Below are 25814 nucleotides of genomic sequence, written 5' to 3' on the forward strand. Positions count from 1 at the left end.
AATATCTAAATTGATCATATGAAAAAAAAAGACATACGTTTCGTTCATAAAGCAATGGCGAAGAAAGTTCGGAAAAACACTCTTCGCCATCTATGTAAGGGGAGTCTCCCTTATTTGTTCATTACGATGAATGCAATAACTACACCGATGATTGGAAGTGCCTCAACTAAAGCAACCCCGATGAACATAATTGTTTGAAGTGCGCCTTTTAATTCTGGTTGACGAGCAACACCTTCGATTGTACGTGATACGATAAGACCGTTACCAATACCTGCACCTAATGCTGATAAACCAATTGCAATTGCAGCTGCGATTACACCTAAACTCATTTAATTTGTCCTCCTTTGTATTATAAAAAAATAAATTTTTTCTTACTTAAATTATATTAATGGTCATGACTTACTTTATGAGCCATATAAACCATCGTTAACATAACGAAAATAAATGCTTGGATTGATCCAACGAATACACTGAATCCCATCCATGCTAACATTGGTACAAGCGCACCTAATGCTCCAAGGAATGATGCCCCGCCTAACTTAGCAAGTAATCCTAATAAGATCTCACCTGCATAAATGTTACCGAATAAACGAAGACCTAACGTTAATGTGTTAGCAAACTCCTCAATAACCTTTAATGGGAATAAGAATTTCATAGGTTGGAAATAACCTTTAACATACTCTTTCGTACCCTTCATCTTAATTCCATAATAATGGGTGAGGGTAACTACCATCACGGCTAATGTTAATGTAACTGCTGGATCAGACGTTGGTGACCTCCACCATGCAATATGTTCGCCAGCTTCAGTTGCTGAATACATGAATGGTAAACCAAGGAAGTTCGATACGATGATAAACATGATAAGCGTAACGCCAAGCGTTAAGAAACGTCCACCTGTTTTCCAGTCCATCGTACTATTGATAATCCCTTTCACGAAGTCAAACACCCATTCCATGAAGTTTTGCATCCCGGTTGGGCGAAGGGCTAAGCTGCGAGTTCCGATAACAGCGATTAAGAAAACAATAACTGCTGCTACAGTAACCATCATAACTGATGACAAATCGAACGTTAAACCTAGAAATTCAACTAATTTACCGTGTTCCACTAGTAATTCACCTCTCTTCCCTGCTCTTATACTCTAAATAAAGAAAATCTATGATCATGACAAGGTATCCTGTCAGCAATCCTACACCTAAGCCCCACATCGCAATTAACTCTTGATATTTGGCTGCAAATAAAATTAATAACCCAATCGTGGCGAATCTTGAATATGTACTTACAGCTGTCGCCTTAAACTTCACGTTTTCTCCATTTGTTACGCGATCTAACAGCTTGTCTGTTCTACGTGCAATGATGCGCAAACTAAGAAAACTGAAAATCGTTCCGATAATCAGCCCAAGAAATACATCCTTGTAAGAGGTAAATCCCCATCCTAGCACTAGAAGCGCAAGCAAGTAGTACATATATTTCTTTTGTCTTTGGACAAGTCCATGTACGTCTATCATCATTGCTCTCCCGAATAGTAATGTCGAATGAGTCGAATCATTGCGTATACCCCTGTTCCTAACCCGAGTAATAACCCTATAATAAGAAACAATGGAAACGTTCCAACCTTATTATCAATCCACTGCCCACCAAAGATTCCAACAAGTATAGAACCGACTAACTGAGCAAGAATTCCTGACATTAAAGCATATGCTTTTATATGGCTGCGATCGTTTTTTTGCAAGGATTCATCCCTCCAATATGTAACCCTCATTCACGATGTGTTAATAATAACTCATTTTTTTGCATAAATCCTATACAAAACAAAAAGTTTACATTTTCGTCACGGAATAGATGTAATTTTGTCACTGAAAGCCCTACCATCTATCCCCGTTGTTAGCATACAATAGGGTATTAACAGTGTCAACGAGAAATCGTAAAAAATCTAAAAATTTGAGTATTAGGCATTTCCTCCCAAAAATGAAAACGTTCCCCTTCTAAATACTGGTTACATATATGCAATTTCTAACAGTTTTCTCTTTATAATAGAAGGAAATGTTCACAAGTTTGTCACTATTATATTTTCGAGATATAACGCTTTCCTTCCATAATATAGTGTTCCTCAGACGTAAGACTTCTATATTATATGTGATGTGTATGCAACTTATGTTGTATATACGATGTATATTTATCCTCCCCCTCCCCTACTTGCTTGCAGCAAAAAAAAAAAAAAAAAACGAGCAGGGGAATCTCCCCTGCTCGTCAGTTGTCTTACTTCGTTCCGAATAAACGGTCACCAGCATCACCAAGACCTGGTACTACATATCCGTGGTCATTTAATTTCTCATCTAATGCTGCTACATAAATATCAACATCAGGATGTTCTTCTTGTACTACTTTTACCCCTTCTGGAGCTGCAACGATACACATTAATTTAATTTGTTTCGCACCGCGCTTTTTCAGAGAGTTAATCGCTTCAGCCGCAGAACCACCTGTTGCTAGCATCGGATCTAGTACGATAAAGTCGCGCTCTTCTACATCCGTTGGAAGTTTCACATAGTATTCTACCGGTTGCAATGTTTTAGGGTCACGGTATAAACCAACGTGTCCTACTTTTGCTGCTGGAATTAATTTCAGAATTCCATCAACCATTCCTAAACCTGCACGTAAAATCGGAATTAAACCAAGTTTTTTACCAGCGATCACTTTTGTTGTCGCTTTGCTTACAGGCGTTTCAATTTCGATGTCCTTAAGCGGAAGGTCGCGAGTAATTTCGAAAGCCATTAAGCTTGCTACTTCGTCCACTAATTCACGAAAATCTTTCGTACCTGTATTCTTATCGCGAATATATGTAATCTTATGTTGAATTAACGGGTGATCAAATACATACAGTTTTCCCATGTGAATCTCTCCTTTAGATGATATTCATGCGTTTGCACGCTTTTTTACACTATTTACGATTGTAAAGAAAACGCTACTAATATTCAAGGGCAAATTTGGCAAAATCATGATTTTACGATGAATCTATCTAGTATCTTTACCAATTATGGGAGCTGTATCCTTCATTATATCGCCAAAATTTATTCATCATTTGTATACATACTTTAAAAATAATATATGTCCACAAAAAAGACCGCCAAAACAATTAAGTCTCGGCAGTCTTCTTCAATCTATTATAGATTTGGATACATTGGGAATTTGCTAGTTAACGCTTCTACACGCTTACGTACTTCTTCTAATGCAGCTTCATTTTCATGATTTTTTAATGTATAAGCAATAAGTGACGCAATTTCATCCATTTCTTCTAAACCGAAACCACGAGATGTTACAGCTGCTGTACCGATACGTACACCACTTGTTACAAATGGGCTTGCTGTTTCAAATGGAATTGTATTTTTGTTCACTGTAATACCAACTTCATCTAATACGTGCTCTGCTACTTTACCTGTGATTTCTAAGTTACGAACATCAATCAAGATTAAGTGATTGTCTGTTCCGCCAGAAACAAGTGTAAGTCCTTCTTTTTGAAGACCTTCAGCTAAGCGATTCGCATTGTTAATGATATTTTGTGCATATGTTTTGAAATCATCTTGAAGTGCTTCACCAAACGCAACAGCTTTTGCAGCGATTACGTGCATAAGTGGACCACCTTGAATACCAGGGAAGATTGATTTATCAATTTGTTTTGCAAATTGCTCTTCACATAAAATCATACCACCACGCGGGCCACGTAACGTTTTATGTGTTGTCGTTGTAACGAAATGTGCATGTGGTACTGGATTCGGATGTAAACCAGCAGCTACTAAACCAGCGATATGTGCCATATCAACCATTAAATAAGCGCCCACTTCATCTGCAATCTCACGGAATCGCTTGAAATCGATAACACGAGGGTATGCACTTGCACCTGCAACGATTAATTTTGGTTTATGTTCTTTCGCTTTTGCTAATACATCATCGTAATTAATACGGTGAGAGTCAGCATCCACGCCATATTCTACGAAATTATATTGTACTCCACTGAAGTTAACAGGGCTTCCGTGTGTTAAGTGACCACCATGAGATAAATTCATACCAAGTACTGTATCGCCTTGCTCTAAAATCGTGAAGTATACTGCCATGTTCGCTTGTGCACCAGAGTGTGGTTGAACATTTACGTGCTCTGCGCCGAAAATTTCTTTCACGCGATCACGTGCGATATCTTCTACTACGTCTACGTGTTCACAGCCACCATAATAACGTTTTCCAGGATATCCTTCAGCATACTTATTCGTTAAAACAGAACCTTGCGCCTCCATTACTGCTTCACTTACGAAGTTTTCCGAAGCAATTAACTCAATCTTCGAACGCTGTCTTCCTAGTTCTGCCTCAATTGCAGCAAATACCTTTTCATCTTGACGTTTTAAATGATCCACCAAAATCCCCCTTTTCTGAACGAATTACATCAATTCCCAACAGTTTTTTCTTATTTATTCAGAAAAAACGAAAATTCAGGTTGTAATTCTTTCGAACCTTCATGTTTTCAACTACATTCTAACATGACTTTCTATATCATAAAAGAAAAAAAAGACCGAAAATCGGTCTTTTCTTTCTTCTACTATAAAGTCAGACAACATACCTTTTATCTTATGATAAACAGCTACTATATGACTTCCTAATTTCTCATATTTAACTGCAAGTGGTAGTCTCTTCCGCCACCGCGTAAACAGCACGTGCTCCACCTATTAGTTTTCCACGTGTTTTGGCCATCGTTACATGTGCACTTCCAATTGCCTTCACACTTGTACGAACCGGAACAGCTACATGTTTTAAATGCATACCAATAAACGTATCACCAATATCCATTCCTGCATCTGCTTTAATAAACTCAACTACTACCGGATCTTTCAAATTGTGATACGCATATGTCCCCAATGCACCACCTGCTGATCTAACAGGCGTAACTGTTACAATTTCAAATTGATATTTTATCGCTACTTCTCTCTCAACCACTAAAGCACGGTTTAAATGCTCACAACATTGAAACGCTAATTCAATACCTGTTTGCTCTTGAAATTGTTTTAACTCAGAAAAAATCGCCTCTGCTACTTCCATCGTTCCTGATGTTCCAATTCTTTCGCCTAGCACTTCACTCGTGCTACAACCCACTACAAAAATTTGACCGCTTTGTAATGAAGCTTGTTCTTGGAAATCAGAAAGCGACATTTGTAGCTGTTCTCTTACCTTTACGATTTCTGTCATTACGCCTCTTCCTTTCACAGGTTGGTTCACCAAATTATATTTCACACTACTGATAGTTAGAATGTATTACTTTGTTTCGTATGTTTTAATTTTTCCTACGCGGTTTTCGTGACGACCACCTTCATAGTCAGTTGTTAACCAGATTTTCGCGATATCACGCGCTAGACCAGCACCAATTACACGCTCGCCCATTGCTAGCATGTTAGTGTCATTATGCTCTCTCGTTGCTTTCGCGCTGAAAGTATCATGCACTAACGCACAACGGATACCATTTACTTTGTTTGCTGCGATTGACATACCAATGCCTGTCCCACAAACTAAAATACCACGATCCACTTCACCATTCGCTACCATTTCAGCTGCTGGAAACGCAAAGTCAGGGTAATCAACAGAACCAGCTTCACATTCACAACCTAAATCAACATATTCAATATTTAACTCTTCTAATAAATTTACAAGTTCTTTGCGGATATTCATACCGCCGTGATCAGATGCTATTACTACTTTCATTTTTACCCCTCCAAAGTTTCAATCAATTATCTTCATTTCACACTCGCTACCTCAATAGGACGAAGTGATCTCCAATATCGTATTATACACGAAACATCAACCTACCGAATGTTTTTTCAGTAAAGTTTGTACAAGTTTTTCCATCTCATCTAACGTTTCTTTATAAATAGAAAGCGAGCCTCCAAATGGATCTGAAATGTCCTTGCCTATACCTTCAGTTAATCCATATAACGTATTCAATTTCTTTTCAACACTCGGATAATGCCCAAGTACAATTTGTTTATGATTTTCTGTCATCGTTACGACAATATCAGCCCAATCAAGCAAAGTTTCGTTTACTTGCTGCGCGGTATGGTCAATTGAAATCCCTTTTTCAGCTAAAGCTTCCTTCGCATGTACCGATGCATCGCTCCCAGGATAGGCGAAAACACCGGCAGATTGTACTTCAAACCTATCTCCTCCGTGATGACGAAGCAACGCCTCAGCCATTGGACTACGACATGTATTGCCAGTACAAACAAATAATACTCGTTTCATCCAAACCCACCCCTATATTCGATTTCTTACCACTCATCATAACTTACATTAGAATAGAACAAAAGAAATGTGAATATACAAAAGGCGCATTTCTCTTATATTTTTTCTAAGAAAAATGCGCCTTATCCACATATATGTGAAACCCTATTTCCAAGTGCCCAGAGTATTTTAACATACCTACTGAATATGCAACAAAAATAAGGAATCCATTTCATACGAAACGGATTCCTCTTATACAGCAATTATTTCATTGTAACTTTCATTACTTCTGTTGAACCTTTTGTAGCTGTTACGCCTACAGTTGTGTTAATAGACTCAGCTGCATCTGTGTTTGTAATAACGATTGGAGTAATTGTGCTTTTCGCTTTTTCACGGATTAATTCTAAGTCGAATGAGATTAATTTATCTCCAGCTTTTACAGCTTGGCCTTCAGAAACGTGAGCTTCGAAACCTTCGCCTTCCATTTTTACAGTTTCTAATCCAACGTGGATTAAAATTTCTGTGCCATTTTTCGCTTTAATTCCGATAGCATGTTTTGTGTGGAATAATTGTACGATTTCACCATCAACTGGAGATACAACTACACCTTCAGTAGGATCGATTGCAACACCGTCACCCATCATACGACCAGCGAATACTGGATCTGGTACTTCTTCAATATTTTTCACTGCTCCAGTTAATGGAGCTACGATTGTTTCTTCATTTGTTTTTGAACCAAGACCGAATAATTTTTTAAACATAGGATAGTCCTCCTTATAATTTACCTAAAAGTTTATAGGGCAATCCCTAGTAAAGATCGGGATACATGTAAGACTTCATACTTCGAATATTATACTGTAAAAACGCTTTCGAAATAAATTACGTCATTACTAATAGACTCTTATTGTAGCGCTTCACAAAATTCCAGTCAATTCTGATTGTCTGAATAACAATAAGAAGTTAACTTCTATTTATATTTTCTCTTTTTTTGCCCAACTTGTCTAGAGGTCTTTACCACATTTTATTTTTTGTTGTTAATTTGTAAAATTTAATTCAAACTTTTTTCAAAATCCACTTGACTAAAGTAAGTAACTATTTTATTATTACTTACGTAAGGTAAGTTAATAACTTTTAGGAGGTTTTTAAAAATGATGGATTTCGGTCTACTTATTATTCGTCTTATTATAGGAATTACATTCATGGGTCATGGCGCTCAAAAATTATTTGGTTGGTTCGGCGGTTACGGTTTAAAAGGAACAGGTGGCTGGATGGAGTCAATCGGTTTACGCCCTGGTGTATTTATGGCATTTATGGCTGGCGCAACTGAATTACTAGGTGGTTTCTTATTCGCATCAGGTATTTTCATTGTAGTTGGTTCATTATTTATCGTTGGAACAATGTTAATGGCTATCTTCACTGTTCACGGAAAAAATGGTTACTGGGTAACACAAAATGGATATGAATATAACTTAATGTTAATCGCTGTTGCTGTTGGTGTAGCTTTAATCGGACCTGGCGCATACGTTTTACTTTAATTTTTATCTCAGATTTGAGATTCTTGAAAAAGAACTTACTTCATTACAATTGAAGTAAGTTCTTTTTATGAAACAAAATATTATTTCCAGCAGGATTTTCTCATCGTTATCTTGTAAACAAACAATAAGTATTCATATTTAGAAAGGGGATTACAAGCATGTTATCCATTAATCCAAATGAACAAACTGAAAAAGATAATTACAAATTACTTACTGGAAGTATCATCCCTCGCCCTGTCGCATTCGTTACTTCTTTAACAAAAGACGGTGTATTAAACGGCGCACCATATAGTTATTTTAATATTGTCGCTGCTAATCCACCACTTATCTCAGTATCTGTACAACGAAAAGCCGGAGAAAGAAAGGACACTTCCCGAAACGCAATTGAAAAAGGTGAATTTGTCGTACATATTTCTGACGAATCATATGTAGCAGCAATTAATGAAACAGCAGCTAATCTCCCGCCAAATGAAAGTGAAATTGAACTAGCAAAACTAACACCAATTGAAAGTGAAGTCATCTCCGTTCCAGGTGTAAAAGAAGCAAATATTCGAATGGAATGCGTATTAGAACGTGCAATTCCACTTGGTGGAACAGAAGACTCACCAGCTTGTGATCTACTAATTGGACGCGTCGTTCGTTTCCACGTTGCCGAACATCTATATGAAAAAGGGCGCATTCACGCAGAAGGACTCAAACCAATAAGCCGCCTAGCAGGACACAACTATGCAAAATTAGGAGAACAATTTGAATTAGTTAGGCCAGTTTAAAAGCGAAAGCGGCTCGCTCATGGGAGGGGGATGGAGCTTCTGACGTAGAGGCGCTTTTTGCCTCGCAGGAAGACGCGAAGCCACCGACCATTCTAGCCGCTGGAACTGGATAATATCTAAAAGCGGAAGCGGCTCGCTCAGAATCGATTCCTGCCATCACTTAAACATAAAAACCCCCTGCTTTTTAGCAGGGGATTTTTATCATTGTAATTCTTCCTTCTTTTCCTCTAAAGTAGGCAGTTTTTCTTTTTTCGGTTTCCCTAGCTTAATTACGAAGAAGTATAGGGAAAGCAGTGTAATAAGAAAAACAATTAAAAACGGGTACGGAGAGTAAAAGGCACGTGCCGCCTCAGTCTTTCCCGCAACAAATTTCAATGACTCAATATCTAAAAACTCAGCAAACATTTGTACACCGAGCATACTAAACCAAAAAACAAAAAAACTAATAATAACACCAAAAACTTGCTTCAATCTCGTCATTCATCTCATCCTTTCTATATCTGTAATTTTTAGTGCAATAAATATAGTACCAACAAAATATTCACAGAAAGGAACCATCTCACCATTCACGAATTAACTTAATACAACCTAACATCGAAATTTGCAAAATAATACCCCAAATTATAAGTATTCTTAGCCATCGAGGAAAGAAGGTTAAAAACTTAACATACCATTCCAATAGCTTGTTCATAATTCCCTCCCACATAAAATTATATAGGAAAAAGGATATATAATCCAAATCCAACCAAAATGATACCACCTACTATCTCACCATATGTACCGAGCATATCTTTCGCATGTCTCCCAATTAATAAACCAATCCACGCTAATAACATGCTAACAAATCCAAAAAGTAATATTGTAATGATTGTTTGTGCCCCATAAATACCAAGACTAAGCCCTACTGAGAAACTATCTATACTAACGCCAAATGCAAATACGAATAAGCTAATTCCAATAGGGGCAGTTCTAGTCTCTTCATTTTGTAAAATGGTCGAATATACGATATAAAAACCTAGTCCGATTAATAAAATAGCACCCGCAAAATGTGCAATATCTCCATATTTCTCTGATAAAAAACGACCTAGTACCATTCCTATAAACGGCATAATAATATGAAATATCCCTATCGTCATACCAATATACAGGATTTGTCTTAACTTTAGGGGCATCATCCCCATACCAAGACTCACCGAGAACGCATCCATCCCTAAGGCGAATGCCATAATTATTAAAGGTATTAGCTGTTCAAACGTCATTCATGCCCCTCCTTGGACGTGCTACTTCACAATATGCTTATCCAAGGAGAAATATTCTGTTTGCTAATCGTACCTTATCATTCAATAATAATATGATGTCCTGCCGCTTTTGTTAAACGATTCATAATAGCATTTCCTATTCCTTCATTAGGGAACGACTCACTAAAAATAACATCCACTTCACTTGCATCAAATGTTCTAAGTACATCATATAATTTAGTCGCAACGCTAGCTAAGTCACTTCGAACACCACAAGATAATATAACATCTGCGCTATATACATGCTGATACTCTTCCGTCGTTAATACGCCTACTTTAAATCCTTCTTCCTTTTTCTCATCTACAAGATGCTGAATAAACTCACGTGAGCCCTCAACAATACTAAGTGGTGCTTTCGGCGCATAATGTGTGTATTTCATTCCAGGTGATTTCGGTTTTTCCTTCTCATCCTTTAAAGCTGGATCTAAAGAAACGGTACCTATCACTGCTTCTAATTGTTCTTTCGTAATCCCACCTGGACGTAATATTGTTGGAACCGCGCTTGTACAATCAATTACAGTTGATTCAACGCCTACTCCAGTTGCACCACCATCAACAATACCTGCAATCTTCCCATTCAAATCTTCATATACGTGAGAAGCTAATGTTGGACTTGGACGCCCTGAACGATTCGCACTTGGTGCCGCAACAGGTACATTCGCCTCTTCAATAAGAGCAAGTGCAATTGGATGATCAGGCATTCTTACTCCAACCGTATTAAGTCCTGCGGTCACCTTCTCTGAAATCCCTTCTTTTCTCGGCAAAATAATTGTTAATGGCCCTGGCCAAAAATGCGCCATTAACTTCTCTGCAACTGGTGGAATTTCTTTCACAATGCCATCTAACTGAGATTTTGTACCTATGTGGACAATGAGTGGATTATCACTCGGTCTTCCTTTCGCTTCGAAAATTTTTGCGATTGCTTCATCATCCATCGCGTTTGCACCTAACCCATATACTGTTTCCGTAGGGAAAGCAACCGCCTCATTTTCTCTTAATAATTTTGCTGCTTCTTGTAACTGTGGATAATATTTTTTTCTTTCCACAACATTATCCACAACCCACATATTTGTATGCATTTTTTTCCACGTCCTTTTCTACCCTTAAATACTTGTCTATTTTTAGTTTACTATGAGATTTATCCAAAAGACAAACAAGGTTTATCCACAAAATGTGGATAAACCTAATTAATCCGTGGATAACTTTGTGAATAGCTGACAATTTAGTATTATTGCATTCTGCTCTTTTATATTTTTACAAAAATGTTCTAACTGTTGAATTCCCTCTGGAACCTCATCCTTTTCTATAGTAAAAAAGTCAAAGAACTGAAAGATTGGTACAGATTGTGGATGGTTTGTTAGTAAGTACAATTGTTGAACACTTTTTTCTTTCATATACTGCAAAAACATTTCAAAAAAATATAAGAAAGTCTGTTTATCCACATGAGGTGTGAATAAACAAGAACGAATAAGTACATCTTCCCCACTTTGTTCATAACCAATTACAGCTCGTATTTCTTCCGCCTCTTCCAAAATCATAAATTGTGCGTACAACTCATTTATTTTATCATCTTTTTTATTAGCTTGTCCGAAAAAAGAATGTAATCTTTCCACATCTGCCTTCGTAGCAAAATACACTTTCTTCATAATAAATCCCTCCTCATTTTTATATATGAGGAGGGATTTATTAATAGTACTATTTAGAGAATAAAGATGTAAAAGCTTCTACAATAAACAATTTAACTTCTGGCTTTTCTTCTTCCTCTTCTACTTTTACATACTCATTTTGCTTTTCTTGTTTTTTCTCCACAGGTTTCTCCACTTTTTCCACAGTTTTTGTTTCTTCTTTGCTTACAGGCTGCTCTTCGACTTTTGTTTCATTTTTTACTACTTTCTTTTCAGAAGATGTTACTTTTTTTACTACTTCCTGTTTTACAACTTTCGTTTCTTTTACCTTATCCACTTTCTTCTCTTCTGTATTTACTACTTCCTCATCTAGTTGTTTCACCTGCTCCTCTTCAGGAGATTCCGCCTTCACAACGTGCTCTTCTTTTCTTACAGCTGTCCCACTCGAAAAATCTAAGAAACACATTGGTGGAAATAATACACACCACCAGTTCGCCCCTTCACCTTCTCCAATTGTAATCAATACCGCTTCATATTCTCCTGCTGGATAAATAAAATTCCCATATACCTTTGTAGGAAACTTTACATTCTTACTAAATTTCACTTGAAATGATTCTTTACTTCCTTCTCTTTTTAACGTATTTTCCACCGTTTTCTCGATTTCTGGAATATGACTTTGAATTACTTTGCGCGCCTCTTCAAATGAAGTTAAATCCGCTACCCATCCATCAATTTGTGCTTTTACTTCATCACGCACTTTACGCTTTAATGCCTGATCTTTATCTGAATCACTATTTGCTAAAATGCGTAATCGAACGGCCTCTTTCGGAATAACTGAAGGCCCTTTTGCATCAGCTTTCATATATCCAAACTGCACAAGTAACTGTGCACCAATTAATAGTATAAGAAGATAAGCAATAACTTGTTTTTTCATTTCCTCCACCGTCCCCTCTACAAACAGTGTGGACAGACTTTCATATTTCTAAACTATTAAATTCAAAATCTATATGAATTTTCCCACAAAAAAATGGAGTAAGGTGTGAACCTTACTCCATCTCTGCAAATACCATACGGTCTTTTCCGTTAATATCAAAAACAACCTCAACATGGGCATGTGGAAAAGCTTGTTGTAACAATCTTTTTACATCCTCACCTTGTCCTACTCCAATTTCAAACGCTACAATTGCTTTCTCCTGCAACACATTCGGCAATTCTTCCATAAAACGGCGATAAAAATCTAATCCGTCTTCTCCACCAACAAGCGCTCTCTTCGGCTCATGCTCTTTCACAACAGGAGAAAGACCACGCCAATCCTCTTCCGGTATATATGGAGGATTTGAAACAACAACATCTAGCTTTTGACCCGTTTTATCAAATGGTGACAATAAATCACCGTGATAGAACGTTACTTCTGCACCTAAAGCTTTTGCATTTTCTTTTGCAACTTCAATCGACTCTTGTGCAATATCTACTGTATACACGTGGAGATTTTTATTTTCTAAAGCAAGCGTAATAGAAATCGCTCCACTACCTGTGCCTATATCTGCTACATGTAGTTCCTTGTCGCCAAAATGGCGCTCAATTCTTTCTAATACTCCTACTATAAGCTCTTCTGTTTCCGGTCTTGGTATTAATACTTCTTCATTCACAAAGAACGACCGGCCATAAAACATTTCATAACCAATCATATATTGAATAGGAATACCTTCTACATGCTTGTGGATAAACTCCGTAAAGCTTGCCTCTTGTTCCTCATTTATTTCTTCACGCATATTCATAAGTAATCCTGTTCTGTTCATCTTTAATACATGACAAAGGACAATTTCTCCCGCATTTTCATCTCGTCCATTTTCCTGTAAAAAAGAAGAAGCCCATTTCAGGGCTTCATAGACACGCATTACTCAGCTGCCTCCATCCTTTGAGCCTGATCTTCCATCACTAAGGCATTGATGAAATCATCTAACTTACCTTGTAAGATTTGATCTAGCTTTTGAATCGTTAAACCGATTCGATGGTCTGTAACACGGTTTTGCGGGAAGTTATACGTACGAATACGCTCTGAACGATCACCCGTACCAACAGCTTGTTTACGGTTTTGATCATATTCAGCTTGTGCTTCTTGTCTAAACTTATCATAAACACGTGCGCGTAATACTTTCATCGCTTTTTCTTTATTCTTAATTTGTGATTTCTCATCCTGACAAGATACAACTACACCAGTCGGTAAATGCGTTAAACGTACCGCTGACATCGTTGTATTAACACTTTGTCCACCAGGACCACTAGAAGCGAATGTATCAACACGAACATCTTTCTCGTGAATGTCGATTTCTACTTCTTCTGCCTCTGGTAATACAGCTACAGTTGCTGTAGATGTATGAATACGTCCACCAGATTCCGTTTCAGGAACACGTTGTACACGGTGAGCACCATTCTCGAATTTCAGCTTCGCGAAAGCACCTTTACCGTTAATCATAAAGATAATCTCTTTATATCCACCTAACTCTGTATAGCTAGCCTCGATAATTTCTGTTTTCCAACCTTGAACCTCAGCATAACGGCTATACATGCGGTATAAGTCACCAGCAAATAAAGCGGCCTCGTCGCCACCAGCAGCCCCACGAACCTCAACGATAACGTTCTTATCATCATTAGGGTCCTTTGGAACTAGTAAAATTTTCAGACGTTCTGATAACGTTTTTTCTTGTGATTCTAACTCAGAAACCTCTTCTTTTACCATGTCACGCATTTCTGCGTCTAACTTCTCTTCTAACATTGCTTTCGCATCTTTTAATTGCTCACGAACATCCTTATACTCACGATACACCTCTACCGTTTCCTGTATATCAGACTGTTCCTTTGAATATTCACGAAGTTTATTTGTATCGCTAATAACCTCTGGGTCACTTAACAATTCATTTAACTTCTCATAACGATTTTCTACAGCTTGCAAACGATCTAACACATCATTCACCTCTACATCCTAGTATCTAATACAAATAGTATATGGTACTTACTCAAAAAAACGCAAATTATATTTAAAAGTGGCGGTGGCTCTTTCAGCTCTGACCAGCTAAGGTTCTTTCGACCTAAAGGTGCTTTTTACCTTTTGGGCGGAAGGTTCTTAGATGCGAAGAGCTAGCCACCAGAACTAGATATATTTAAAAGCGTAAGCGGCTCACACCAACCACACTCTCTATTCTGAAAAAAACCCGCCTTGCGCAGCGAGTTTTACTTATCTTTGTTTGTAGGAACTGCATGACAATGACGACAGCGTGGCTCATACGATTCTGAAGCCCCAACTAAAATAATCGGATCATCAAATGCCGCTGGTTCTCCATCAATTAATCGTTGTGTACGACTTGCCGGAGATCCACATGCAGAACATACTGCTTGTAGCTTTGTTACATGTTCAGCAATCGCCATCAGCTGAGGAACTTGTCCAAATGGTAGACCACGGAAATCTTGGTCTAAACCAGCTACAATGACACGATAGCCACGATTTGCCAATACTTGCACCACTTCCACAATGTCCCCATCAAAGAATTGTACCTCATCGATTGCAATTACATCCATATCTTCAGTGATATGTTCAAATATATCTTTTGAAGCTGAAACAGGAACTGCTTTTACCTTTAATCCGTTATGTGATACAACGTCTTCTTCACTATAGCGATTATCAATACATGGTTTAAATACAATTGCATGTTGTTTCGCAAATTGCGTACGGCGCACACGGCGGATTAACTCTTCTGATTTACCAGAAAACATACTACCGCAAATCACTTCAATCCAGCCATTTTGATTTATTAAGTACATGAAGCTCTCCTTTCATCTACTTTTTAGTTAAAAGTAGGGTAAAGGTATAATATTTTCACAAAAAAAACAGACAAGCGAATACATACACTTGCCTGTTTTATGTTTTTATTACTTGATACCGTATTTCTTATTGAAGCGATCAACGCGTCCGTCTGCAGTAGCAAACTTCTGACGTCCAGTGTAGAATGGGTGAGAATCAGAACTGATCTCAACTTTTAGTAATGGATAAGTGTTACCATCTTCCCACTCAACAGTTTCGCTAGAGCCTTTAGTAGACCCGCTTAAGAATTTGAAGCCTGTGTTTGTGTCCATGAATACAACTTTCTTGTAATCTGGGTGAATTCCTGCTTTCATTCTTTTCATCTCCTTCCGCCCTGAATCATTTTCGAAACAGAGTTTTTCATCTTCAGCTGCATACACAACTATATTGATGAAACACATATGATGAAATTATAACAAGGCTAACTTCATTTTGCAACTACCTGTTTTTGTCTTTTGAAATTTAAAGTGTAGACGGCTCGTTTAGCTCTGACTGGCTAAGGTTCTCTCGCACAAAAGGTGCTTTTTACCTCGTAGGAAGACGCGAAGCCACCTACCATTCTAGCCGCTGGAGCTAGATATCATCTTAAAGTGGAGGTGGTTCGTTCTGCTCTGACCAGCTAAGGTTCTCCCACTTATTTCTCTCTTTAATATCACCTAAAAGGCATAAAAAACTCGCTTACTATAAAATAAGCGAGTCCCAATCTTTTCCCTTTACTTAGTTGTTACATATCTTTTCGAGTCTGCAACAATGTTTTGTAAAAATTCTTCGTTTGTCTTCGTTTGACGAAGCTTACGTAAGAAACTTTCAACAAAGTCTGGTGTATCACGCATTGTTTTACGAATGCCCCATAACTTGTCTAAATGCTCTTTTGGAATTAATAGATCTTCTTTACGTGTACCAGAACGACGAATATCAATCGCTGGGAAGATACGACGTTCAGCTAACGAACGATCTAAGTGGAGTTCCATATTTCCAGTTCCTTTAAATTCCTCGTAAATAACATCGTCCATACGAGATCCTGTATCAACAAGGGCTGTTGCTAAAATCGTTAAGCTACCGCCTTCTTCAATATTACGTGCAGCTCCAAAGAAACGCTTCGGTCTATGGAAAGCCGCTGGGTCGATACCACCCGATAATGTTCTACCACTTGGCGGAATAACGAGGTTGTAAGCTCGCGCTAAACGGGTAATACTATCCATTAAAATGATAACATCTTTTTTGTGCTCTACAAGACGCATTGCACGTTCTAACACAAGTTCAGCTACTTTAATATGATTTTCTGGTACTTCATCAAAAGTAGAACTTACAACGTCGCCCTTAACAGAACGTTCAATGTCTGTTACTTCCTCTGGACGCTCATCAATTAAAAGCACAATTAATTCTGCTTCTGGATGATTTGTTGTAACACTGTGTGCAATTTCTTTTAATAGACTTGTTTTACCAGCCTTTGGAGGCGCAACAATTAAACCACGTTGTCCAAATCCAACTGGTGCGATTAAATCCATGATACGTGTCGGTAACTTTTTCGGTTCCGTTTCCAATTTCATTTGGCGATCTGGGTATAATGGTGTTAATGCAGGGAAATGCACACGCTCTTTTGCTGAATCTGGATCATCTCCGTTTACAGCTTCAACTTGTAATAACCCAAAATAGCGTTCATTTTCTTTCGGAGGTCGTACTTTACCAGAAACTTTGTCTCCATTACGTAAATCGAAACGACGAATTTGCGAAGCTGAGATATAAATATCTTCTGAGCTTGGAGAATAGTTGATAGGACGTAGGAATCCAAATCCTTCTGATTGAATAATTTCTAATACGCCTTCCATGAAAAAGAAACCTTCTTTTTCTGCTCGAGCTTTCAAAATAGAAAAGATTAACTCTTTTTTCGTTAACTTGCTATAATACGAAATCTTAAATTCTTTCGCAAGCTCGTATAACTCTTTTAATTTCATGTTTTCTAATGCTGCAATTGACAAATTCATTCAGACACCACACTTTAACGTTATTCTCTTTTTTCATGGGTAAAGGGAAAAAATACGGAAGGCAAATAATTAATAATGAAAGGCAATAAGTTCAAGTAGGGTAATATTCACTATTGTAACCCTTTTATCTAGTTTTAATCAATACGTTGGAACACAAATACAAGAAGCGAAGACAAGAAAATTTGTCTTCGCTTCTTATTTAATTTAGTTCCGGCTCCGATAGTTAAAAAGATCGACCATTTTAACCTTTCTGAGCGAGCCGCTTACGCTTTTTACTTAATCCAGCTTCAGCAGCTAGAATGGTCGGTGGCTTCACTTCTTTCTGCGAGGCAAAAAGCGCCTCTACGTCAGAAGCTCCATCCCCCTCCCATTCTGAACAAGCTGCTTACGCTTTTTATTTAATAACCAAGTTCGGTTTTTTATTTAAGCTATGACGACCATCTACGAAGCGAACTGTGCCTGATTTTGCACGCATAACAAGAGATTGTGTTGTTCCTACGCTACCTTTAAATTGAACACCACGTAATAGTTCACCATCTGTTACACCTGTTGCTGCAAAGATTGCATCGTCACCTTTTACTAAGTCCTCCATACGAAGGATACGATTAATGTCTTCTATGCCCATTTTTTTACAACGTGCTAATTCAGCTTCGTTTTGTGGCAATAGTTTTCCGTGAATTTCTCCACCTAAACATTTTAAAGCAACTGCTGCTAATACACCTTCAGGTGCTCCACCAGATCCAAATAGAATATCTACACCTGTACGGTCAAACGCTGTATTAATTGCTCCAGCTACATCTCCATCGTTAATTAATTTAATACGAGCACCAGCCTTACGAATTTCTTCGATAATTGCTTGGTGACGTGGACGGTTTAAAACTGTTGCTACAACATCTTCAATGTCTTTATTTTTCGCTTTCGCAACTGCACGTAAGTTATCAATAATAGGCGCATCAATGTCGACTGCCCCAACTGCTTCTGGGCCAACCGCGATTTTATCCATGTACATGTCAGGAGCATGTAACAAATTACCGTGATCTGCAATTGCAATAACAGCAAGAGCATTCCAGCCACCAGCTGCTACGATGTTTGTCCCTTCTAAAGGATCAACCGCAACGTCTACACGTGGTCCATATCCTGTACCTAATTTCTCTCCGATATATAGCATTGGTGCTTCATCCATCTCACCTTCACCAATGACAACTGTACCTTTCATCGGAATTGTATCAAATACATCACGCATAGCTGATGTTGCTGCACCGTCTGCCTCATCTTTTTTCCCGCGCCCCATCCAACGCGCTGATGATAATGCTGCAGCCTCTGTTACACGTACTAACTCCATAGATAAACTTCTTTCCACAATAATCCCTCTCCTTTAAGTCTTTATATTTCTGCCGTATTTTGTGAACCGTGTTTTTCTATAAAGTGTACTTCCGCAAGTAGTGATGCTTCGCTTCCCCCTTACGGAAGTATCACTTATGCGTTCTTCATCTCTTCAATTTCTTGTTTTGTCATTTGTTCTCGCCAAATGTTTGCTCCAAGCCCTTTAAGCTTGTCCACTATATTCTCATAACCTCGATCAATATGCTCAAGTCCTGTTACTTCTGTAATTCCATCTGCCATTAACCCTGCAATAACAAGTGCTGCTCCCGCTCGTAAATCACTCGCCTTCACTTTTGCACCTTGCAGTAACACAGGACCAGTTACAATTGCCGAACGACCTTCTACTTTAATTTGAGCATTCATACGACGTAATTCATCAATGTGTTTGAAACGGGCACCGTAAATTGTATCTGTTACAACTCCCGTCCCGTGTGCTTTTGTTAAAAGCGTCGTAAACGGCTGTTGTAAATCTGTTGGAAAACCTGGATATACAAGCGTTTTGATATCAACTACTTTTAACTTTCTATTACCGTTCACTGTAATTTGATCATCATTCGTTTCAACTTGAACACCAGCTTCTCTTAGCTTTGCAGTAACTGATTCTAAATGCTGAGGAATAACGTTATCAACCGTTACTTCTCCTCCTGATGCAGCTCCTAGAATCATATACGTACCAGCTTCAATACGATCTGGGATGATAGTATGGTGACAACCATGTAAAGAGTCCACACCATCTATTCGGATTACATCTGTACCGGCACCTTTAATACGTGCTCCCATGCTTGTTAACAATGTAGCTACATCAATAATCTCGGGCTCTTTCGCTGCATTTTCAATAACAGTTCTACCTTTTGCTCGTACAGCTGCTAGCATAATATTAATCGTAGCCCCCACACTAACAACATCTAAATAAATACGTGCTCCATGTAGTTCATCTGCTCTTAAATAGATAGCACCTTGTTCATTTGTAACATGTGCACCTAGCGCTTCAAACCCTTTAATATGCTGATCAATCGGCCTCGGTCCTAAGTGACATCCACCCGGAAGCCCAATAACAGCTTTTTTAAAACGGCCAAGCATCGCACCCATTAAATAATAAGAAGCGCGCAATTTTTTCACTTTTCCATTTGGCAAAGGCATTGCAACCATGTTAGAAGGATCGACTACCATCTCTTCCTCCTGTCCATAAGTTACTTTCCCTCCAATTTCCTCTAGTAAGTCGCCTAACATTTTCACGTCCGAAATATTAGGGACACCACCAATAGTTACTGGAGTATCTGCTAAAATTGTCGCTGGAATTAATGCAACGGCACTGTTCTTTGCACCGCTTACTCGAATTGTTCCATTTAAAGCTCTTCCGCCTTCAATTAGCAATTTTTCCATATTGAGCTCCCTTCTTGTGAATGTATTTACTTTCTATCTTTTCATAGAAAGCTCCCCTTAAGAATCTCAATTACTCTTTCCATCCCAAAACTCAATAAATAGGAAACCATTATCTCCATTTCTCCTGTAGCACGAATAGATAAAGATCAACTATTCATCGAATTCACTTTATCAATTTAGATACGTTATCACATTTATTAATAGGACTATGCACATTATTTTCTATTTAAAAACCAAAAATGATAAAATCTTTCGACTTGTTCACGCTTTCATTATACAACGAAAGGAAACCGTCTAAAAGACTAGACGGTTTCCAAAACGGAATTTTATTCTTACGCTTTACCGTTAGAACCGAACTCACGCATTTTACCAGCAACAGTTGCTTTAATAGCGTCGCGGCCAGGTCCAATAAATTTACGAGGATCGTAAACTTCTTGGTCTTTGTTTAATACTTCACGAACAGCTTTTGTAAACTCGATTTGGTTCTCAGTGTTTACGTTGATTTTTGAAGTACCTAAAGAGATAGCTTTTACGATATCAGCAGTTGGGATACCAGTACCACCGTGTAATACTAAAGGTACGCCAGTGAAGTCACGAACTTGTTCCATTTCAGCGAATCCTAAGTTAGGCTCACCTTTGTAAGGACCGTGTACAGAACCTAAAGCTGGAGCTAGGCAATCGATACCTGTTGCTTCAACAAGGTGCTTACACTCTGCTGGGTCAGCGTAAATTACGCCTTCAGCGATTACGTCGTCTTCTTGTCCGCCAACTGTTCCAAGCTCAGCTTCAACAGATACGTTACGAGCGTGTGCGTATTCTACTACTTGTTTAGTAGTTTCAACGTTTTCTTCGAATGGGTGGTGAGAAGCGTCGATCATTACAGATGTGAAACCTGCATCGATTGCTTCTTTACATTTTTCGAAGCTTGAACCATGGTCAAGGTGAATCGCTACAGGAACAGTGATGTTCATTTCTTCGATTAAAGCTTTAACCATAGCTACAACTGTTTTGAAACCAGTCATATGACGAGCTGCACCCTCAGATACACCTAGGATTACAGGAGATTTTTCTTCTTCCGCAGCAGCTAAGATAGCTTGAGTCCACTCTAAGTTGTTCATGTTGAATTGACCAACTGCGTATTTTCCTTCTAGTGCTTTGTTTAGCATTTCTTTCATAGAAACTAAAGGCATGGTGAATCCTCCTAAAAAACGTTTTTTGTATCCGATAAGTTCTTATCGCTGGTAGTATGACCAGAATAAGGTAAAATATGTATATCTACATACCGGACTTTTTTCTACACTCAATAGGATAACAACTTGTACTCAAAAACTCAACCGTATTCACCTGCACAATAGTCCATGTAAACGCTTTTTTCCATATTTTTTATAAAAAATTCATTTTTACGCCTCTACAGCGAGCTCATTTCTCACAGCTTGACGAATTTCATCAATATCAAATGGTTTAGCAAAATGCATTAAAGCTCCTAAATCTTTTGCTTCTTGGATCATATCAAGCTCTCCATAAGCAGTCATTAAAATGACTTTAATACTCTCATCAATTTCTTTTACATGCTTTAAAATCTCTATACCATCCATGCCTGGAATTTTCATATCTAACACTACTAAATCTGGATTATCTTTTTTCACGATATCTAAAGCTTGAAATCCATTCGCTGCTTGGAATGTCTGATAACCTTCTTTTTGGAACACTTCATGTAATAACACACGAATCCCATATTGATCATCAACAATTAAAATTTTACCTTCCATAATTCCCAACCTTTCTGTGTAAGTACAAGATTTAAAGCTTCTTATATCTTAACGATTTATTTTCGCTATTCTTTGGCAAATTCCTTCCTATTCTTTCTTATTTTACCGTTTCCTATTTTGTTATGCTACCCTACGATTTCACCTTTCTAAAAAAATAAACTATAATGAAAGCCGGCAAGCACGTACGAAGGGAGTAATATTATGTTAAAAATTTTTTCAACTCAATTAAGTGGTTATTTCTCCAAAATTTCTCAAAAAGAAGAAATGAATATAGAAGATAGCGCTCGTTTACTTGCTCAAGCACTAGTTGGCGATGGTTTCATTTATTTATATGGTACAAATGAAATGGAGGGCGTTGTTGCCGAAGCACTATTCGGTGCTGAACCAATGAAGCAAGCAAAACGCTTATTTGAAAATGGTAAAGAAGCAGACGTAACCTCTGCGGATCGTGTACTTCTTATTAGCCGTTTTTCAACAGATGAAGCGGTTGTAGAAATTGCAAAAAAACTACAAGAAGAGGGACACTCTATTGTCGGCATTTCTGCTCTTCAAGAAGGTACGGAATCACTGGAACAATATACAGACGTACATATTGATACAAAACTGTTAAAAGGTCTTATTCCAGACGATGAAGGTAATCGCTACGGGTTCCCAAGCTTAATAGTAGCTTTATTTGCTTATCACGGAATCAAATTTACAATTGATGAAATGTTAAATGAATATTAAAAAAAGCGCCTTATTTCAGGCGCTTTTTTTATTACTTGCTCTCTTTATTCGTAATAGAAGCTCTTACGAAGTCATGGAACAATGGTTGTGGACGGTTTGGACGAGAAACAAGTTCTGGGTGGAACTGTGCTGCCACGAACCAAGGGTGGTCTTTTAATTCAATGATTTCAACTAGACGGCCGTCTGGGCTTGTACCAGAGAATACAAATCCTTCTTTTTCCATATCCGGACGGAACTGATTGTTGAACTCATAACGATGACGATGACGCTCATACACAACCGGCTCATTATAAGCATTGTAAGCATTTGTTTCTTCAGCAAGCTTACATGGGTATAGACCAAGACGAAGTGTACCACCTAAGTCCTCTACATCTTTTTGTTCTGGTAATAAGTCAATGATTGCATATGGCGTATCAGGATTGATCTCAGAAGAGTTAGCACCTTCTAAACCTAATACATTACGTGCGAATTCGATTGATGCAAGTTGCATACCTAAGCAAATTCCTAAGAATGGAACTTTGTTTTCACGAGCATATTGAATCGCAACGATTTTACCTTCTACACCACGATCGCCGAAGCCACCTGGTACAAGGATACCATCTGTGTCTCCTACTAATTCTTGTACATTTTCTGCTGTTACGTGCTCAGCATTTACCCATTTTACTTCTACATCTGTGTCGAATGAGTAACCAGCATGACGAAGTGCTTCTACAACAGAAATATATGCATCTTGAAGTTCTACATATTTACCAACAAGAGCGATTTTTGTTTTCTTAGAAAGATTACGTACTTTGTTAACTAGCGCAGTCCACTCTGTCATATCTGCAGCTGGATTGTCTAATTTTAAGTGATCACAAACGATTTGGTCCATGTTTTGTTCTTGAAGAGATAATGGAACCGCATATAAAGTATCTGCATCGCGAGCTTCGATAACTGCTTTTGTATCGATATCACAGAATAATGCAAGCTTGTCTTTCATATCTTGAGAAACAGGCATTTCTGTACGAACAACGATAATGTTTGGTTGAATACCTAAGCTACGAAGTTCTTTAACACTATGTTGCGTTGGTTTTGTTTTCATTTCACCCGCTGCTTTTAAGTACGGGATTAACGTACAGTGAATGTACATTACATTGTCACGACCGATGTCGCTCTTAATTTGACGGATTGCTTCTAAGAATGGTAGAGACTCGATGTCACCAACAGTTCCACCGATTTCTGTAATAACAACATCCGCATTTGTTTCACGACCAGAACGATATACGCGTTCTTTAATTTCGTTAGTGATGTGAGGAATAACTTGAACCGTTCCTCCTAAATATTCACCGCGACGCTCTTTTTGAAGAACTGAAGAGTAAATTTTACCTGTTGTTACGTTGCTGTATTTGTTTAAGTTAATGTCGATAAAACGCTCATAGTGACCAAGGTCTAAGTCAGTTTCTGCGCCATCATCTGTTACGAATACCTCACCGTGTTGATATGGGCTCATAGTCCCTGGGTCTACGTTAATGTATGGATCAAACTTTTGAATCGTTACGTTTAAACCACGATTTTTTAAAAGTCTTCCAAGAGATGCTGCTGTAATACCTTTTCCTAAAGACGATACTACACCGCCTGTTACAAAAATATACTTAGTCATGAAAAAGCTCCCTTCTATTTTGCTGTTATATAATCACCGTTGCAAAGCGCAACGTATGTAGATAACACTGTATCCATCTTATTGTTAGACTCTTTTTATTTTCTAAACAAAAAACAAAAAAGAAAATTGCTCCCCTCATCACATAAAGTAATAAGTAGGGAGCAATTTTCTTTTATATTTACACTTTAAAAGTATTATCGTCCTTTTTTAAAGAGCCCAAAAATGATTCTACATGGACGATAATGAAAAGTCAAGAACTACAGTTCTTCCTCTTCTTCTTCTTCAGTTTCATCATACTCAAGTTCTTCTTCAGCGAAGTCGTCGTCTTCATCTTCTTCTAAATCATCAAGATCGTCGTCATCTCCGTCTTCATCTTCAAGAACCTTGTCCAAATCTTCTACATCATCTTCGTCGTCTGCATTTCCGTCTGCATCGTCAAAGTCATCTTCATCTTCTTCAATGTAGTCGTCAAAACCGTCTTCCTCAACTTTACGTTTCTTCTTCGGTTTTGGCTGCGGTAAGATTTCTTCATCAATTTGCTCATATGGGTACCAGCTGCGTAGTCCCCAACGATTTTCTCCTAAATTAATGAAACGTCCATCGATGTTTAAGTCTGTATAAAATTGTGCGAGTTTCGCATTAACTTGCTCTTGAGATAGTCCCAGCACTTGAGCGATTTCTTGAACCAACTCGTTGAATGTCGTTGCTTGTTTTTTATCCCCTAAAACGCTATGTACAACTTCAATCATTGAACATTCTTTTAGCTCTTCTGGTGAATATTGCTTAAAATCCACTTATGCGGCACTTCCTTTCATCAAATATAACCTTATATATAACGGCCTGCTTAAAAAAATCCATACTATTCATTATAAACAAAAGTCGCACAAATATGCTACAAAAAAAAACGGGAAACTTTTATATGGTAATAAAATTAATAATTTGTCTGTCCCTTATTTCGGAAGCATATGGGCCCCTTGCAATACATACCTAATTTGCATTTCTGTATATTCTTCGAGCGTATACAGTTTTTGCAGCGCCCAGCGTCTAAATCCCCACATCTGTCCTTGTATAAAAATATTATGGGCAAGAAGCTGTATTTCTTTTTTATTTAATGTAAATGTTCCATTTTCCGTACACTGTTCTAAAATATTCTCGAACATTCCTACCATTTGAAACTCCTTTTCTAATACATACGGAAGTGATTCTTTTGGTAAAAAGCGTACCTCTTGATACATTATCAATACTTCTTCCTGCAATTCGTCCATCACTTTAAAGTAATTCGTTATTGCTATCTTTAAACTTTCTATACTCCCTTTTTCTGTACACACTACTTCCTCTAATCGTTCTTTTACATGTTCATATATACTATCACAAACTAAATACAACACATCATCTTTTGTACGAATGTACTCATAAAGTGTCCCTATACTAAATCCAGCCGCTTTTGCAATTTCTCTCGTTGTTGTACGGGGAAATCCTTTTTGTTTAAACAGTTGCACCGCACCTTTAATCATTTGTTCACGTCTTAACGCAACTAATTTTTCATCTTTCACCGATGCATGTACATTATGTTTAACCATTCCCTTCACC

General features: G+C 37.9%; 31 protein-coding genes. 3 read left to right on the forward strand and 28 right to left on the reverse strand.

The window, feature by feature from the left end; translation table 11 throughout:
• Nucleotides 1-110: 110 nt before the first annotated feature.
• The 11 genes from atpE to AC1Q51_RS17250 all read right to left on the reverse strand — a co-directional run bounded on the left by atpE (nt 111) and on the right by AC1Q51_RS17250 (nt 7013).
• Nucleotides 111-329, reverse strand: coding sequence for a F0F1 ATP synthase subunit C (gene atpE, locus AC1Q51_RS17200; RefSeq protein WP_000052064.1), 219 nt, complete (start codon nt 327-329; stop codon nt 111-113).
• Nucleotides 330-385: 56 nt separating this feature from the next.
• Nucleotides 386-1105, reverse strand: coding sequence for a F0F1 ATP synthase subunit A (gene atpB / locus AC1Q51_RS17205; RefSeq protein WP_000399870.1), 720 nt, complete (start codon nt 1103-1105; stop codon nt 386-388).
• A 7-nt stretch (nt 1106-1112) separates the two neighbouring features.
• Nucleotides 1113-1505 (reverse strand): ATP synthase subunit I, encoded by a 393-nt coding sequence (locus AC1Q51_RS17210; RefSeq protein ID WP_000567600.1) that lies wholly within the window; start codon nt 1503-1505, stop codon nt 1113-1115.
• Nucleotides 1505-1729, reverse strand: coding sequence for an AtpZ/AtpI family protein (locus AC1Q51_RS17215; RefSeq protein WP_001171223.1), 225 nt, complete (start codon nt 1727-1729; stop codon nt 1505-1507). Before AC1Q51_RS17215 ends, AC1Q51_RS17210 begins: the two co-directional genes overlap by 1 nt.
• 26 nt (nt 1730-1755) lie before the next feature.
• Nucleotides 1756-1869 carry a DUF4024 domain-containing protein gene (locus AC1Q51_RS17220; RefSeq protein WP_000232962.1) on the reverse strand — a complete coding sequence of 38 codons (114 nt, stop codon included), beginning with the start codon at nt 1867-1869 and terminating at the stop codon, nt 1756-1758.
• A 387-nt stretch (nt 1870-2256) separates the two neighbouring features.
• The gene (upp, locus tag AC1Q51_RS17225) at nt 2257-2886 is read right to left on the reverse strand and encodes a uracil phosphoribosyltransferase (protein ID WP_000517539.1); all 630 of its coding nucleotides are present in this window, start codon (nt 2884-2886) and stop codon (nt 2257-2259) included.
• A 272-nt stretch (nt 2887-3158) separates the two neighbouring features.
• Nucleotides 3159-4400 (reverse strand): serine hydroxymethyltransferase, encoded by a 1242-nt coding sequence (glyA, locus tag AC1Q51_RS17230; RefSeq protein ID WP_000349806.1) that lies wholly within the window; start codon nt 4398-4400, stop codon nt 3159-3161.
• A 253-nt stretch (nt 4401-4653) separates the two neighbouring features.
• Nucleotides 4654-5226 carry a TIGR01440 family protein gene (locus AC1Q51_RS17235; protein ID WP_000136377.1) on the reverse strand — a complete coding sequence of 191 codons (573 nt, stop codon included), beginning with the start codon at nt 5224-5226 and terminating at the stop codon, nt 4654-4656.
• A gap of 66 nt (nt 5227-5292) precedes the next feature.
• Entirely contained in the window at nt 5293-5736 is a 444-nt protein-coding gene (gene rpiB, locus AC1Q51_RS17240) for a ribose 5-phosphate isomerase B (RefSeq protein ID WP_000869539.1), read from the reverse strand.
• A gap of 96 nt (nt 5737-5832) precedes the next feature.
• Entirely contained in the window at nt 5833-6273 is a 441-nt protein-coding gene (locus AC1Q51_RS17245) for a low molecular weight protein arginine phosphatase (RefSeq protein ID WP_000832375.1), read from the reverse strand.
• A gap of 242 nt (nt 6274-6515) precedes the next feature.
• Nucleotides 6516-7013: a PTS sugar transporter subunit IIA gene (locus AC1Q51_RS17250; protein ID WP_492331618.1), complete on the reverse strand. Its 498-nt coding sequence runs from the start codon at nt 7011-7013 to the stop codon at nt 6516-6518.
• A gap of 387 nt (nt 7014-7400) precedes the next feature.
• Here AC1Q51_RS17250 and AC1Q51_RS17255 point away from each other — a divergent pair, with 387 nt between their 5' ends.
• On the forward strand, nt 7401-7787 hold the full coding sequence (locus AC1Q51_RS17255; RefSeq protein WP_000968616.1) for a DoxX family protein: 387 nt from the start codon (nt 7401-7403) through the stop codon (nt 7785-7787).
• Between the two features lie 158 nt (nt 7788-7945).
• Complete coding sequence (locus AC1Q51_RS17260; RefSeq protein WP_000949046.1) at nt 7946-8557, forward strand: flavin reductase family protein; 612 nt, start codon at nt 7946-7948, stop codon at nt 8555-8557.
• Nucleotides 8558-8758: 201 nt separating this feature from the next.
• Here AC1Q51_RS17260 and AC1Q51_RS17265 read toward each other — a convergent pair whose 3' ends face one another.
• The 14 genes from AC1Q51_RS17265 to spo0F form a co-directional block, all read right to left on the reverse strand.
• A complete protein-coding gene (locus tag AC1Q51_RS17265; RefSeq protein ID WP_023523563.1) occupies nt 8759-9037 on the reverse strand; it encodes a DUF3935 domain-containing protein in 279 nt (92 codons plus the stop codon).
• Between the two features lie 230 nt (nt 9038-9267).
• Entirely contained in the window at nt 9268-9816 is a 549-nt protein-coding gene (locus AC1Q51_RS17270; RefSeq protein WP_000142475.1) for a manganese efflux pump MntP, read from the reverse strand.
• 77 nt (nt 9817-9893) lie between these two features.
• Nucleotides 9894-10934 (reverse strand): L-threonylcarbamoyladenylate synthase, encoded by a 1041-nt coding sequence (locus tag AC1Q51_RS17275; RefSeq protein WP_000557351.1) that lies wholly within the window; start codon nt 10932-10934, stop codon nt 9894-9896.
• A 108-nt stretch (nt 10935-11042) separates the two neighbouring features.
• Nucleotides 11043-11501, reverse strand: a complete 459-nt coding sequence (locus AC1Q51_RS17280; RefSeq protein ID WP_000758437.1) for a GNAT family N-acetyltransferase — start codon at nt 11499-11501, stop codon at nt 11043-11045.
• 49 nt (nt 11502-11550) lie between these two features.
• Nucleotides 11551-12414 (reverse strand): stage II sporulation protein R, encoded by an 864-nt coding sequence (spoIIR, locus tag AC1Q51_RS17285; RefSeq protein ID WP_000745068.1) that lies wholly within the window; start codon nt 12412-12414, stop codon nt 11551-11553.
• 112 nt (nt 12415-12526) lie between these two features.
• A complete protein-coding gene (gene prmC, locus AC1Q51_RS17290) occupies nt 12527-13378 on the reverse strand; it encodes a peptide chain release factor N(5)-glutamine methyltransferase (protein WP_001267022.1) in 852 nt (283 codons plus the stop codon).
• Entirely contained in the window at nt 13378-14445 is a 1068-nt protein-coding gene (prfA, locus tag AC1Q51_RS17295; protein WP_000887066.1) for a peptide chain release factor 1, read from the reverse strand. Before prfA ends, prmC begins: the two co-directional genes overlap by 1 nt.
• Before the next feature lie 266 nt (nt 14446-14711).
• The gene (locus AC1Q51_RS17300) at nt 14712-15299 is read right to left on the reverse strand and encodes a thymidine kinase (RefSeq protein ID WP_000280851.1); all 588 of its coding nucleotides are present in this window, start codon (nt 15297-15299) and stop codon (nt 14712-14714) included.
• Nucleotides 15300-15407: 108 nt separating this feature from the next.
• Entirely contained in the window at nt 15408-15653 is a 246-nt protein-coding gene (locus AC1Q51_RS17305; RefSeq protein WP_000643435.1) for a type B 50S ribosomal protein L31, read from the reverse strand.
• A 399-nt stretch (nt 15654-16052) separates the two neighbouring features.
• On the reverse strand, nt 16053-17324 hold the full coding sequence (gene rho / locus AC1Q51_RS17310) for a transcription termination factor Rho (RefSeq protein ID WP_001053903.1): 1272 nt from the start codon (nt 17322-17324) through the stop codon (nt 16053-16055).
• A gap of 394 nt (nt 17325-17718) precedes the next feature.
• Nucleotides 17719-18684, reverse strand: coding sequence for a class II fructose-bisphosphatase (glpX, locus tag AC1Q51_RS17315; RefSeq protein WP_000442336.1), 966 nt, complete (start codon nt 18682-18684; stop codon nt 17719-17721).
• 116 nt (nt 18685-18800) lie between these two features.
• A complete protein-coding gene (gene murA, locus AC1Q51_RS17320) occupies nt 18801-20090 on the reverse strand; it encodes a UDP-N-acetylglucosamine 1-carboxyvinyltransferase (RefSeq protein WP_000413248.1) in 1290 nt (429 codons plus the stop codon).
• A gap of 332 nt (nt 20091-20422) precedes the next feature.
• Entirely contained in the window at nt 20423-21280 is an 858-nt protein-coding gene (locus AC1Q51_RS17325) for a class II fructose-bisphosphate aldolase (RefSeq protein WP_001131856.1), read from the reverse strand.
• Between the two features lie 210 nt (nt 21281-21490).
• Nucleotides 21491-21859, reverse strand: coding sequence for a sporulation initiation phosphotransferase Spo0F (spo0F, locus tag AC1Q51_RS17330; protein WP_000398594.1), 369 nt, complete (start codon nt 21857-21859; stop codon nt 21491-21493).
• A 201-nt stretch (nt 21860-22060) separates the two neighbouring features.
• Here spo0F and AC1Q51_RS17335 point away from each other — a divergent pair, with 201 nt between their 5' ends.
• Nucleotides 22061-22585, forward strand: coding sequence for a DUF2529 domain-containing protein (locus tag AC1Q51_RS17335; protein WP_098329417.1), 525 nt, complete (start codon nt 22061-22063; stop codon nt 22583-22585).
• 31 nt (nt 22586-22616) lie between these two features.
• On the opposite strand, the gene pyrG is transcribed toward AC1Q51_RS17335, so the two are convergent.
• The 3 genes from pyrG to AC1Q51_RS17350 all read right to left on the reverse strand — a co-directional run bounded on the left by pyrG (nt 22617) and on the right by AC1Q51_RS17350 (nt 25804).
• Nucleotides 22617-24224: a CTP synthase gene (pyrG, locus tag AC1Q51_RS17340; RefSeq protein WP_000170461.1), complete on the reverse strand. Its 1608-nt coding sequence runs from the start codon at nt 24222-24224 to the stop codon at nt 22617-22619.
• Between the two features lie 257 nt (nt 24225-24481).
• A complete protein-coding gene (rpoE, locus tag AC1Q51_RS17345) occupies nt 24482-25018 on the reverse strand; it encodes a DNA-directed RNA polymerase subunit delta (RefSeq protein WP_069356559.1) in 537 nt (178 codons plus the stop codon).
• 156 nt (nt 25019-25174) lie between these two features.
• Nucleotides 25175-25804, reverse strand: a complete 630-nt coding sequence (locus tag AC1Q51_RS17350) for a TetR/AcrR family transcriptional regulator (protein WP_000238599.1) — start codon at nt 25802-25804, stop codon at nt 25175-25177.
• Nucleotides 25805-25814 lie beyond the last annotated feature (10 nt).

This window comes from Bacillus sp. MT94, assembly GCF_058792475.1.